The 12,696-nt window shown below is 29.0% G+C and carries 13 protein-coding genes; all 13 read left to right on the top strand.

Annotation, left to right across the window (positions count from 1 at the left end; genetic code table 11):
- Positions 1 to 9 precede the first annotated feature (9 nt).
- A complete protein-coding gene (locus KPL54_RS06645) occupies positions 10 to 234 on the top strand; it encodes a hypothetical protein (RefSeq protein WP_216105825.1) in 225 nt (74 codons plus the stop codon).
- 102 nt (positions 235 to 336) lie between these two features.
- Positions 337 to 558 carry a hypothetical protein gene (locus tag KPL54_RS06640; protein WP_216105824.1) on the top strand — a complete coding sequence of 74 codons (222 nt, stop codon included), beginning with the start codon at positions 337 to 339 and terminating at the stop codon, positions 556 to 558.
- A 63-nt stretch (positions 559 to 621) separates the two neighbouring features.
- Complete coding sequence (locus KPL54_RS06635; protein ID WP_216105856.1) at positions 622 to 978, top strand: protein NO VEIN domain-containing protein; 357 nt, start codon at positions 622 to 624, stop codon at positions 976 to 978.
- 48 nt (positions 979 to 1,026) lie between these two features.
- A complete protein-coding gene (locus tag KPL54_RS06630; RefSeq protein ID WP_216105823.1) occupies positions 1,027 to 2,253 on the top strand; it encodes a hypothetical protein in 1,227 nt (408 codons plus the stop codon).
- Between the two features lie 238 nt (positions 2,254 to 2,491).
- On the top strand, positions 2,492 to 2,809 hold the full coding sequence (locus KPL54_RS06625) for a hypothetical protein (protein WP_216105822.1): 318 nt from the start codon (positions 2,492 to 2,494) through the stop codon (positions 2,807 to 2,809).
- Positions 2,810 to 3,321: 512 nt separating this feature from the next.
- Positions 3,322 to 5,553 carry a type I restriction-modification system subunit M gene (locus KPL54_RS06620; protein ID WP_216105821.1) on the top strand — a complete coding sequence of 744 codons (2,232 nt, stop codon included), beginning with the start codon at positions 3,322 to 3,324 and terminating at the stop codon, positions 5,551 to 5,553.
- The gene (locus tag KPL54_RS06615; RefSeq protein WP_216105820.1) at positions 5,546 to 6,829 is read left to right on the top strand and encodes a restriction endonuclease subunit S; all 1,284 of its coding nucleotides are present in this window, start codon (positions 5,546 to 5,548) and stop codon (positions 6,827 to 6,829) included. The genes KPL54_RS06620 and KPL54_RS06615 overlap by 8 nt, the downstream gene beginning before the upstream one ends.
- A gap of 31 nt (positions 6,830 to 6,860) precedes the next feature.
- The gene (locus KPL54_RS06610) at positions 6,861 to 9,914 is read left to right on the top strand and encodes a type I restriction endonuclease subunit R (RefSeq protein WP_216105819.1); all 3,054 of its coding nucleotides are present in this window, start codon (positions 6,861 to 6,863) and stop codon (positions 9,912 to 9,914) included.
- A gap of 21 nt (positions 9,915 to 9,935) precedes the next feature.
- Positions 9,936 to 10,157 carry a YdbC family protein gene (locus tag KPL54_RS06605; RefSeq protein ID WP_216105818.1) on the top strand — a complete coding sequence of 74 codons (222 nt, stop codon included), beginning with the start codon at positions 9,936 to 9,938 and terminating at the stop codon, positions 10,155 to 10,157.
- Positions 10,158 to 10,384: 227 nt separating this feature from the next.
- Complete coding sequence (locus tag KPL54_RS06600) at positions 10,385 to 10,981, top strand: phospholipase D-like domain-containing protein (RefSeq protein WP_216105855.1); 597 nt, start codon at positions 10,385 to 10,387, stop codon at positions 10,979 to 10,981.
- Entirely contained in the window at positions 10,935 to 11,375 is a 441-nt protein-coding gene (locus KPL54_RS06595) for a hypothetical protein (protein WP_216105817.1), read from the top strand. Before KPL54_RS06600 ends, KPL54_RS06595 begins: the two co-directional genes overlap by 47 nt.
- 40 nt (positions 11,376 to 11,415) lie before the next feature.
- Positions 11,416 to 12,189, top strand: a complete 774-nt coding sequence (locus tag KPL54_RS06590) for an abortive infection family protein (protein WP_216105816.1) — start codon at positions 11,416 to 11,418, stop codon at positions 12,187 to 12,189.
- Between the two features lie 91 nt (positions 12,190 to 12,280).
- Positions 12,281 to 12,673: a hypothetical protein gene (locus KPL54_RS06585; protein ID WP_216105815.1), complete on the top strand. Its 393-nt coding sequence runs from the start codon at positions 12,281 to 12,283 to the stop codon at positions 12,671 to 12,673.
- The last annotated feature ends 23 nt before the right edge of the window (positions 12,674 to 12,696 follow it).

The raw sequence follows: 12,696 nt of genomic DNA, 5'->3' as shown, positions 1-12,696 counted from the left end.
AAATATTATATGCAACCAATGTTATTTTTTAATATTGCATGGATGGATTTTTATGATGGAAAAACCGATAAAACAGAAATTCATGGTGGCGGTGCTTATGTAGAAGAGCATGGGTATGGTTACGAAATTTATAATTTCAAAAGAATAAATAATGAGGTATATGGATTTGCACAACCAAATGGCAAAAATAAACTTGAAAGATTGGGAGCAAGTAAAAATGCAGAAAGTATATAAGGTGTGTTACTGATCTTTACTGCGAAGTATATACACGGAGGTAATTTCATTGTTGGTTGGGATAAGAATGCTACAGTATATCGTAATCGACAGGAAACCACAATGAAAGAACGAAAATATTTGGAGAGTTACATAGGATATTATGCCTCAGCTAAAGCTGAAGATGCTGTTTTATTAAGGAAAGATGAACGTGTTATGCTATTTGAACCGATACCAAAAGGAAAAGGTGGTATGGGGCATTCAAACGTGTGGTATGCTGATGCTGACAATATGAAGGACCTTCAAAATAGGACAATTAAGTTTATAGATGACTATGAGAAATAACAACTCGGGAGACGTAAGAGGCCTAAAAGAAACAATGATTATGAAGCAAGAAAGAAAGTAGAAATCGCAGCAGTTAAAAAGGTTACAGATTATTACAAGAAGTTAGGGTATGAGGTTAAATCTGTTGAAGCAGATAATGTTGGATGGGATTTAGAAGTAATAGGAAAAGAAACATTATTTAGAGTAGAAGTTAAAGGAACATCAGGTAGAAATATAGCAGTTGATTTAACTCCAAATGAATATAAGCATATGAATATGTTACTATATAAGAATAGTTATAGATTAGCTATTGTAACTGAAGCATTAACTGTATCAGAGTTATATGTGTTCTCTTTTTCTGAAGAAAAGAAGGAGTGGGTTGACGATGAGGGGAACATTTTAGAGATTGAGAGGATTATTTCTGCTATGTGTTTTATATAGTAAAATATTAATGTAAGAAGTTATACTTTCTTTATGAGGAGATTTTCTATGGGAAAAAAGGAACATTTACGAAAAATACTTAAAATTGTTAGGGAAAATCCTTCATTTGCTGAGATGAATACGGAAATTAAAAGTTATAATAAATTCATTAAGGAATTGAAAGTGGATGCTTTTAATAAGGAAGCAGATGAAATATTTAAGAAGTTTTTTAGTGAAGGGGTTACATTAAAAAGTATGACAGCTAAGAGCAGAGGAAAGGAGTATCTAGAAAGCAAATTAATGGAGTTTGGGAAGATGCAAGAAGACTATTATAAGAAAATAATGTATCCTCCATTTATTAAAGAAGTACGTAAAATGTATAGAAGTTCAGATGCTGATATTATAAAAAATGAACATGAGTATAAACACTCTGTTATTCTTGCTGATGATGATACAAATATTTTTAATTTAGATAATTTCCTATTAAATTATAAAGAAGGATGGGCTGAGTTTAATGGAGATATAAATAGAACTTTGCAGTTGGTATTTAATGATTATTATAAAAAAGATAATTTCAATATACTTAATATTTCTCAGTTTGAAAAAATTATAGAGGAAGCAATCCAAGAATACCTAATTATAAAGGCTAATCATCAAGATTATAAGGGAGAAGTTCAGAATGAAAATCCATATTGTAATCTATATATGTATTGTAGAAATGCATATGTATTAAATTATTTTGAACTGGCTTTGCCAGATGATTCTTTATTTAAAGAATGTAAAAATTTTAATATTCCTATAAGAAAAAAAGAGTTCTATTCGCTAAGGGATATAGCAAATAACTATGCAGTTCTTATTAACATTAACGATTCCGAGGTAGGAAAGGCATATGATAGAATAAAGAAAAACTTTCATCGAAGTAGATACATACAAAGATTTAAACCTGATAAGGAATACTCTTTTAGAAATTTAAGTACTCCTTTGGCATATTACATTTACTATAGAAAGAAGAACCATAACGCTAATATGGATACGGACTGCTTTGGAAATAACTACATCATAGAGGGTAGAGTAGCTCCAATATTAAATGCAAAGATCAATTGTGAGAGTCAAAAATTGAAAGCTGTTTATAAATACTTAGGTTTTATACAAGAGGAATTCAAAGGTATATTTTCAACATTGAACAATAGGTATCAGAAAAAAATGATTAATTTTCTTAAAGAAACAATAGTAAATCTATTTTACAGAAGTGCTGGTTTGGAAAAACAAATTGTATATAAACATTATCATAATTAATATGTTTAAATAAGCCGATTTTATATGATGAAGAATTTTAGAATATTTTAAAAAAGTATAGATAACCTCATACTTTTTTATCTTTGATATAAAATAGTAATTGAAATATAGCATAAACTTTTATTACTAAAGAAAAAGATAGTTTAGATGTTGGGGGAATATTCTACTCAAAAAAATTCCTGGTTTAGTACATAATAAAATGTATAATTTAGTTATTAAGACTAAGGAGGTACAAATTATGGTAAGACATAAATGTATAAGTTGCGGAAAGCATAATGGATTAATTCCAATTTTTAAAAAGGGTACAAATAATGGTGATGAAGAGGATTATTCGAGAAAAATTATTTGTAAAGAATGCTTGGCTGTAAGTGAAGAGTATGGGACATGCCAGTTTTGCAATGAAGAAGTGGCATATCATATTAATGATCTTAAAGCGTATCAAGCAGGGTTATATTGTAATGAACATTATTTAGAAGCTATTCCAGAAGACGAAGATGAAAAAGAAGATTGGGATAGTTTTGAAGAGTATATATTAGACCCGTGCCACTGTAATTAATATTTATTTGAATAATTAGCTTCTCCATTGATTTTAGGGGAGCATAATTGCGCAAATATAATTTTAATGCGTATTAGTATCATTTGACTGCCGAAACACTTGTTGAGTGGGTCGCGCGGATAGAGAGGAAATAGGCTGGTGGCAAAGGGTTAGAAGGTTTTTATGAAAGATTGAAGTGTGTTTTATATTCCCTCAGACTGATAGTTTGGGGGGATTTTACTTTAGGGGGGCTAATGAAATATGCAACTAAGGGAATTTGAGTTAAGGTATAGAGATTTGCGAAATTGTATAGAGAAATGATCCCCTAAAATTTATTGTTAAATGGTTTCCTAACTAATTTATGTTAAGTACATATTTAGCCTTAAAAGTAAAAACTATAGTATAGGATTTTTATAGTATAAAGCGCCTTATAGGATTATAATGTAATTTATAAGAGAAAATAAGTTAATGTATCACATGGTCTAATTACATAAATCATTTGAAAAATAATAATTAAAATTTTGGAGGATATCATGGACAACAAAGTACATAATCAAATAGTTAATTTTATATGGGGCATCGCTGATGATGTTTTAAGAGATGTTTTTGTAAGAGGGAAATATAGAGATATTATTCTTCCTTTTACAGTATTAAGAAGAATAGATGTTTTATTAGAAGAAACAAAAGAGAAGGTTCTTGAAACTAATAAGTTTTTGGATGATAACAATATAGACGACAGAGCAGGACTAACAAGAATAACTAGATATCCTTTCTATAATACATCACCATTTACGATTGGGAAAAATAGTTCTAAAGATTCAAAATTTCATTTTGTTTCTTTATTGTCTGATCCAGATAAAATAGATAGTAATCTAGAAATATATTTAGATGGATTTAGTCCTAATATTCAAGAAATAATAAGTAAATTTAAAATACGTAATCAGCTAGAAACAATTAAAGAAGCGGGTATTACTTTCAATCTGATAGAAAAATTCTCCTTAAGTAGTGTTAACCTGAGTCCAGAGGATGTAATTAATTCAAAGGGCGAAAAACTTCCAGGGCTTTCAAACTTAGGAATGGGATATGTTTTTGAAGAGTTAATTAGAAAGTTTAATGAGGAAAATAATGAAGAAGCTGGGGAGCATTTTACCCCAAGAGAAATAATTAGGTTAATGACACATATAGTGTTTGAACCAGTCAAAGAAAAATTAAAAGAGTTAGATGGTGGAAGATTTACAATTTATGATGCTGCATGTGGATCGGGAGGAATGTTAACAGAAGCAGAAAGGTTTGCTTTGGATATAACTGATAATAAATGTATTTTATCATTATTTGGTCAAGAAGTTAATCCAGAGACTTGGGCAATTTGTACAGGTGATATGCTTATAATGGGAGAAAAAAATTTGAATATCGGATATGGTTCAACGCTTTCAAATGATGCTTTTTCGGGACAGAAATTTGATTTTATGCTATCTAACCCACCCTACGGTAAAACTTGGAAAATAGATGAGGATATGATAGTAGATGATAGAGGAAATAAAAGCAAAGAAAATATAAAGGATCCACGTTTTAGTGTGGGACTACCAAGCATTTCTGATGGGCAACTACTATTTCTTGTAAATATGATTTCTAAAATGAGAGAGGTAAAAGAGGAAAAGGATTTAGGGACAAGGATAGCATCTGTCCATAATGGCTCAGCATTATTTACAGGAGATGCAGGTCAGGGCGAAAGTGAAATAAGAAAGATGATTATTGAAAGCGATTTACTTGAATGTGTTATAGCCTTGCCGACTAATATCTTCTATAATACGGGGATTCCAACATATATATGGATTCTATCTAATAAAAAATTGCCTGAAAGAAAAGGCAAAGTTCAGTTAATCAATGCTATAGATATTTATGAAAAATTAAGGAAAAACTTAGGTCAAAAAAATTGTGAACTTACAGAGGAACAAATAAAACATATAACAAAAACATATATGGATTTTAAAGAAACTTACATATCAAAAATATTTATGAATGAAGACTTTGGTTATTGGAAAATAACTGTAGAAAGACCTTTAAGGTTAAAAGCTAATATTACTAGAGCGGCAATAGAGGGACTTAGATATAATAAAGCAATATTAGATGAGATGCAATGGGCGTATAGAGCTTTTGGTGATGAAGTTTATTTAGGTATAAAAACACATAAAAAGGATATTCAGAAATGGATCGAAAAGAAGGAAATAAAAATAACAGCTATGAATCTTAATAAATTGTTAGATTGCGAATTTTGGATGAAACAAAGATCATTAATGGAGATAGCTGAACAACTTTATAATAAAATTGGAAATATAGAATTTGATGATTTTAATGATTTTAAAATAAAAGTTGCTGATATATGTGATGAATTAGGAATAAAACTAAGTGTAAGTGATAGGAAAATTATACTGGGTGCTTTTAGTTGGAAAGATGAAGAAGCTAAGCCAGTCATTAAGAAAGTTGAAAAACAGGGAACAATTACTTTTGAATCAGATACAGACTTAAGAGACAGTGAGAATGTACCTTTGAATGAGGATATTAATGAATATTTTAATAGAGAGGTCCTAAAATATGTACCAGATGCTTGGATTGATCAAAGTAAGACAATAAAAGGTTATAGTATATCTTTTACTAGATATTTTTATAGTTATCAGGCCCCAAGAAGTTTAGAGGAAATATCAAAAGAACTTCAAATACTTCAAAATGAAATAAAAGGAGTTTCGGAGGAATTTTTGAATGATTAAAAAAGTTAATTATTTTGATAAATATAAAGTGATAGAAGGTTATGATTACATTCAGAAAATACCAGATAAGTGGGAAATACTACCCAATATTGCTATATTTGATGAAAGAATCAGCAAAGGACATTTGAAGGAGGAGCTAATATCTGTAACAATTGGAAGGGGAATAATTAAACAGAGCGAAATAAAGAATAAAAAAGATACTTCAAATGAAGATAAATCTAATTATAAATTGGTTAAACGGGGAGATATTTCTTATAATAAAATGAGAATGTGGCAAGGTGCTGTAGGGTTTAGTAAATATAGAGGTATAGTAAGCCCTGCATATGTAGTACTTAAACCTAAACTACAAATAAATGCTGAGTACTATCATTATTTATTTAGAACAAATTATTATAATAATTATTCTAAAAGATTTTCGTATGGGTTATGCGATGACCAACTTAATTTAAGATACAGTGATTTTAAAAGAATGTATTCTATTGTGCCTCCAATTAAAGATCAAAATCATATAGTGGATTTTTTAAATAAGAAAGTTATTCAAGCAGATATATTTATAAAAAAGCAACAAAGGATAATTGAAATTTTAAAAGAACAGAAAAAATCCATTATATACATTGCTATTACAAGAGGACTAAACCCTGAGATACAAATGAAAAATAGTAATTTTGAACATGAAGGTATACCTAAAAATTGGAAAGCTATGAAATTAAAGTATTGCATACAAATTATGAGTGGACAAGTAGACCCTAAAAGAGAACGTTATTCTTCTCAAATACTAATAGCACCTAATCATATTGAATCTGGAACTGGTAAAATAATTGGATTAGAAACTGCAAAATATCAAGGCGCAGATAGTGGAAAATATTTAGTGGAAAAGGGTGATATAGTTTATAGTAAAATAAGACCTGAGCTAAGAAAAGTATGTATTTCTCCAATAGATGGGTTGTGTAGTGCGGATATGTATGCAATTAAACATAAAAAATTTCTAGAAACAGATTTTCTTTTATATTATTTTTTATCAGATTTATTTACTATATTGGCAGTAAACGCTTCTATGAGAGTGGCAATGCCAAAAGTAAACAGAGAAACATTAGGTGATTTTTTATTGCCAATACCTCCTAAATTTGAACAAAAGCAAATAATTGAATATATTAGCAGGAAAATAGTTATGATAGATGGATTTATTCTACAATCGGAAAATGAAATTGAATTAATCAAAGAGTATTTAGAAACTATTATTTTTAAAGCTGTAACGGGGGAAATAAAAGTAGGATAGTAGAAGAAAATAAAGGGGGGAGCAGGTTATAATGATAGGGACGACAGATATGTCAGAGAAGGGATTTCAGAGATTGATGGTGAAAGAGTTAGTTGAAAAACAAGGGTATATAGAAAGTAATTCTAATGACTTTGATAAAGAATTCTGTTTAAATAAAAATCAATTGCTAGAGTTTATTAAGAATAGTCAACCAGAATCATATGACTTTATTGTTAATAAAGGAGAAAGAATTTTTTTTAATAGGCTTGATTCTAAGATAAAAATTAACGGAATTATTGCAATATTACGAAAGGGTATAAAGTTTTTTGATAAAGGAATAGATTTATTTTATCCAGAGCCTAACTCTGAATATAATATTAAGGATAGATTAAATTATGAATTAAATATTTTTTCAGTAACTCAAGAATTAGTATATACAGATAACAATAAAAATAGAATCGATTTAGTAATATTTATTAATGGAATACCTGTTATTACTATGGAATTGAAAAATGCATTTACGCATCAAGCTGTAAAAAATGCAATTAAGCAATATATGAATGATAGAGATTCAAATGATAAAATATTTAATTTTGCTAGATGTATCGTGCACTTTGCAGTAGACACAGATTTAGTTTATATGACTACCGAGCTAAAGGGAAATAATACATTTTTTATGCCATTTAATAAAGGATTGAATGAAGGAAAATCATATGCTCCATTCGGAAAGGGTAACCCTTTGAACCCAAATGGTTTAAAAACTTCATACTTATGGGAAGATATTCTAACAAAAAGTAGCCTTTGTAATATTATTGAAAAGTATGCTCAATTAGTGAAAGAAAAGGATGGGAAAAGTAAACTTATATTTCCAAGATATCATCAATTAACAGTAGTAAGAGAATTACTAAAAGATTCAAAAGAAAATGGAGTAGGAAAAAGATATCTAATTCAACATTCTGCAGGCTCAGGAAAATCTAATTCCATTACATGGCTTACACACCAATTAGTTGGGTTATATGATAAAACAAACATAAACCCATTGTTTGACAGCGTTGTAGTGGTAACAGATAGGACAATTTTAGACAGACAAATTAGAGCTAATATTAAGGCGTTTGCACAAGTAAAGCATTTAGTAGAAGCGATTACAGGAAAAGCGAGTGATATAAAAAAATTAGATCCAACAGAAACATCATTTAGTAAAACAAACCATATGAGATTAGCACTTGAGAATAATAAAAGAATAATAATATGTACAGTTCAAACTTTTCCTTATGTAATAAAAGCAGTTCAAGATATGAAGTCTAAAAACATCGCATTTATTATAGATGAAGCTCATAGCAGTCAGAGTGGTCAGGCGGCTGCAAGTATGAACGCGTTATTTTCTGATGAAGATATCTCAGAGTTGGAGAAAGACGAAGAGGGAAATATTAATACAGAGGATCTAGTAAATTATCTAATGAAAAGTAAAAAAATGCTTAAAAATGCTAGTTATTATGGGTTTACAGCTACACCTAAAAATAAAACTTTAGAAACATTTGGAGTTAAACAAAATGATGGTACATTTGTTCCTTTTCATACGTATTCAATGAAACAGGCAATTGAAGAAGAGTTTATTTTAGATGTTTTACAAAATTATACCACTTACAAGTCTTATTATAAAATAGTAAGAGGTACGAATTCATCTGAAGAAAAAGAATATGAGCTTAAACAATCTAATAAAAAATTGAAATCATTTGTAGAAGGTCATAAAATTGCTATTGATGAAAAGTCTCATATTATGATAGAACATTTCAATAAGAATGTGAGACATTTAATCAATAATAAGGCAAAGGCTATGGTTGTAACTAAATCAATAGAAGCTGCAATGAAATATAAAGATGCTTTTGATGAATATTTAGCGGAAATAAATTCTCCGTACAAAGCTATAGTATCATATTCGGGAAAAAAAGCCCATTATAAAACAGGAGAAGAAATGAACGAAGTAGATATGAATAGGTTTCTTGATGGTGACAATGACATTCCAGAACAATTTAAGAAGAATGAATATAGATTTTTAATAGTAGCTGATAAGTATCAAACAGGATTTGATCAACCATTACTACATACTATGTATGTAGATAAAGAGTTATCCGATGTTCAAGCAGTTCAGACATTATCACGTTTAAATAGGGCTTATAAGCCACACAAAAAAGATACCTTTGTGCTAGATTTTTATAATGAGACAAGTGAAATACAGAAAGCCTTTGAACCATATTATACTACTACCATATTGAGCAAAGAAACGGATGTAAATAAATTAAATGATTTACAAGATGATTTGGATAGTATGCAAGTATATAGTGAAGAAGAAGTAAAAGAGTTTTTTGTTATTTATTATTCTAAAGGAGATAGAGAAATTTTGGAACCAATCATTAATGGTTCCGTTGATATATTTGATAAAGAATTAGAAAAAGAACAGCAAATAAAATTCAAATCTAGTGCTAAGACATTTGTAAGAACGTATAGTTATTTATCTAAATTATTGGACTTTAATAAGCCCTATTGGGAAATGTTATGGTTGTACTTAAAACATCTTATTCCTAAGATTAAAATAGAGGATGATGAGCTTGATGAAAATATTTTAAATGATATAGATATTGAAAGTTATAAAATAGATCGATTAGGTACAACTAAAATTACACTGGTGGATGTTGAAGGAAATATAGAACCAATACCAGTAAGTACAGGTGGGGGGATTTCAGATAAGAACTATGATACACTTGGTCATATAGTTTCTGATTTTAATAAAAGATTTGGTAATATCAACTGGGGAGAGGATGTTAATCCTGAAGAAGCGGAAAAAATAATATTTGAACAGATTCCTGAAAAAATGAAAACTAATATGAAAATGCTGAAATCTATAATAAATTCACATAAAGATAATGCAAAAATAACAACTGATGAAGAGGTAAAAGATGTAATGGAATCTTTAATGTTCACTCATACAGAGGTATATAAGAAATTTACAAAAGATCCTGATTTTAAAAGGAGATATCTTGATTTTATTTTTGATGTTATGTGGGATGAAAGTAAGATTGCAGAAACAGGGGCGAGCTATAATGCTTAACGATAGGAGGTGGAATAGAGCATGGCAGATATAAAATTTGAAATTAAAGAAACAGCAGGAGTTCTTTCAGAATCAGCTAAGGGATGGAAGAAAGAATTAAATCTAATAAGCTGGAATGATAAAGAAGCTAAATATGATATTAGGGATTGGGATGCGGAACATAAGAAGATGGGGAAGGGAATAACTCTAACAGTTGAAGAACTAAAGGGTCTTAAAGAATTATTAAGTGGGATGGAGTTATAGAGTATAGAATACTAAAACATCAGTATAAATAAACTGGTGTTTTTTTATATAAAAAATTGAAATAATAGAAGGAATAATTACATTTATGAAGAAAAATGTAAATATAAGGTATAGATGTTAATGGGCACAGTATTTATTTAGTGGAGGGAATCATGATTAATAGAATTAAAATTTCTGATAATGCAGAATTGATTTTTTCAGAAGATGAATGCGGATATAATTAAGTTATAAATAATTTTAGAAAGGCTAATATTATAAAAATTGTAACTTTTAATAGTTCAGCAGAAAATTCTAAGTTATTAAATGAAGTAGGAAAGCTTAAAGATACTACGGAGGTAGAAATTATTACTAATATACCTAATAGGTATGCAACTTATTTTTCTGATGTGGCAAGAAAGAGAGCTAGAAAAAATATAATATCATATACAGAACAATTGAATCCTGAAAATTTTCAACCTATGGTATCAAGTTATTTTAATTTTAGCAATCACAGTAAAATCATATTAACAGAGAATATTGCATACATTGGTTCAGCAAATGCATCAGATGAAAGTGACAAGAATTTTGAATCAGGGGTTATTATAAAAGATAAAATGATTATAACGGAGATTATTAGGGATATTATTCCGATGATAAAAGAAGATTCGATAGAGTATTATGGAAATGGAGTATCAATATATATAATTTTAGTGTTGAATCTAATAACAAGATTAAAAAGAATTAAAGAGCAGTTTCATTTTAGTTTTTATAATATAAATGATCACAGGGGAGCGGACATTGAATATTATGACAGCTATAATGCAGATATCTCCAATATTAATTGAAGAAGTTGAAGGTGCTATGTATGAATATGAAGATATAATTAAAGAAGTACTGGAAAATGAAGATATATCTATAGATGATGTTAAAGAAATTAATATCTCAAATATAATAGAATATCTTAGTGGATTAATAGATTTTTCAATATATGATCTTCACATCAAGTCAAATGAATACCTAGAAGAATATTCATATATTGTATATGATGAGAATTTAGATGAATATGCACAGTTAGCCTTTGAGAGAGCTAATAATGAGAAAATAGAGATAGCCGATGAAATTAAGAAAATGGTTATTGAAGTAATCCAAAAATTAGATGGTATTCTTGAAAATGTTAAACGCTTATATGATTGCATTATTGAATATAAGAAATTGAATGAAGAAATAGATAATACTTAGTGCTACTTAAATTTATAGATAGAAAATTAGGAGGCATTGCATGTTAAATACTGAAAATAAGGATCGTTTAATATATGCTCTTACATTAGCAATCGAAGCTAAATTCGATGCTAGTGATTGGACAAAATTAGCTTATGAGATAGATGAAGTAAAAACTATTGAGAATCATAGTAGACTTTTGAGGAGTTTAAGTTGGAGAGATCCTGATTATACACAAAATATTATTGAGGTATTAAAAAAAATAGGACAAGGCTCTGAAAAACTTGTAGAGATTGCAGAATATATTAATTTAGAAGAGTGGTTAAAAAGTAAAAGGTCCGATTTATATAATGAACTGTATAATGATATAGAACCAAATCAACTGTTAGAGGAAAATCCTCTTGATACTGATTCATTTGATTTAGCTAGACAGATAAAACGTATATACGATTCACTAGAAGGAGACCCTGAATTAGCGCTAGGTACTACAAAAGAGATGATAGAAACAGTTTTAAAGACAATTTTAAAAGATAAAGTTATTAAATTAGATGAGCTAGATATGGCAGAACTAATAAAATCAGCTCAGAAAAATATTGAATTGATACCAGAGGATGTAGTAGCAGCTAATAAAGCTACTGACACAGTCAAAAGAACACTAAATAATTTAGGCCAAATTGTAATAGGGATTACTGAATTAAGAAATGCTTATGGGACAGGTCATGGTAAATTAAAAAATAAAAGTGGACTAAAAGATTATCATGCGAGACTAGCAGTAAATGCAGGTGTTACTTTAGCTAAGTTCTTTATGGAGGCATACCAAGACCAAAAACAGTAAATGATTCTTAGATTAAGAGAATAGCAATGGTTTAAGGAGGGCTATGAAGAACAGAGTTCTATAAATTAAATAGTTAAAGGATGTGCCAATAATGCCTAAAAATACATGTAGATATTGCGAATTTTGTTTCCCAGATGATAAGGAGCGTTATATCTGTGCTGATTTTAATTATGGTAAAGATGTATCAGAAACTTTGAATGTAGTGAAAGCTTGTTATTCTGAAGGGGTAGAAGCATTTATTGAAAGATCTGATCAAGAAGCAGTCACTGTTAATACTACTTTAGTGCAACTTAAGATTGATGGAAGAAAAAGAATTTACTTAGTTGACTTAGAAGGTAAGACTCTTAATGTGAATACAGCGAAGGCGAAAAAATTATTTCCAGATCTAGTCATTTTGAAAATCAATCTTGAAGATACATATAATGTTAAAGGTGTGTTTAGTAATGAGGTATTTAAAGGTGGAAGGTATTTGGTTGTTAAATAGGATATAATTCATCAAGCAAAGGG

It is taken from the genome of Clostridium estertheticum, from assembly GCF_018861295.1.
Lineage (GTDB): Bacteria > Bacillota > Clostridia > Clostridiales > Clostridiaceae > Clostridium_AD > Clostridium_AD estertheticum_D.
Note: the sequence above shows the minus strand (reverse complement) of the source record. Positions and strands in the feature narration are given on the sequence as shown.

Bases quoted from the DNA above. Each gene is read 5' to 3' on its own strand.
- KPL54_RS06585 (WP_216105815.1), top strand. From the start codon at position 12,281: ATGCCTAAAAATACATGTAGATATTGCGAATTTTGTTTCCCAGATGAT.
- KPL54_RS06610 (WP_216105819.1), top strand. From the start codon at position 6,861: ATGATAGGGACGACAGATATGTCAGAGAAGGGATTTCAGAGATTGATG.
- KPL54_RS06590 (WP_216105816.1), top strand. From the start codon at position 11,416: ATGTTAAATACTGAAAATAAGGATCGTTTAATATATGCTCTTACATTA.
- KPL54_RS06640 (WP_216105824.1), top strand. From the start codon at position 337: ATGAAAGAACGAAAATATTTGGAGAGTTACATAGGATATTATGCCTCA.
- KPL54_RS06620 (WP_216105821.1), top strand. From the start codon at position 3,322: ATGGACAACAAAGTACATAATCAAATAGTTAATTTTATATGGGGCATC.
- KPL54_RS06615 (WP_216105820.1), top strand. From the start codon at position 5,546: ATGATTAAAAAAGTTAATTATTTTGATAAATATAAAGTGATAGAAGGT.
- KPL54_RS06605 (WP_216105818.1), top strand. From the start codon at position 9,936: ATGGCAGATATAAAATTTGAAATTAAAGAAACAGCAGGAGTTCTTTCA.
- KPL54_RS06630 (WP_216105823.1), top strand. From the start codon at position 1,027: ATGGGAAAAAAGGAACATTTACGAAAAATACTTAAAATTGTTAGGGAA.
- KPL54_RS06625 (WP_216105822.1), top strand. From the start codon at position 2,492: ATGGTAAGACATAAATGTATAAGTTGCGGAAAGCATAATGGATTAATT.
- KPL54_RS06645 (WP_216105825.1), top strand. From the start codon at position 10: ATGCAACCAATGTTATTTTTTAATATTGCATGGATGGATTTTTATGAT.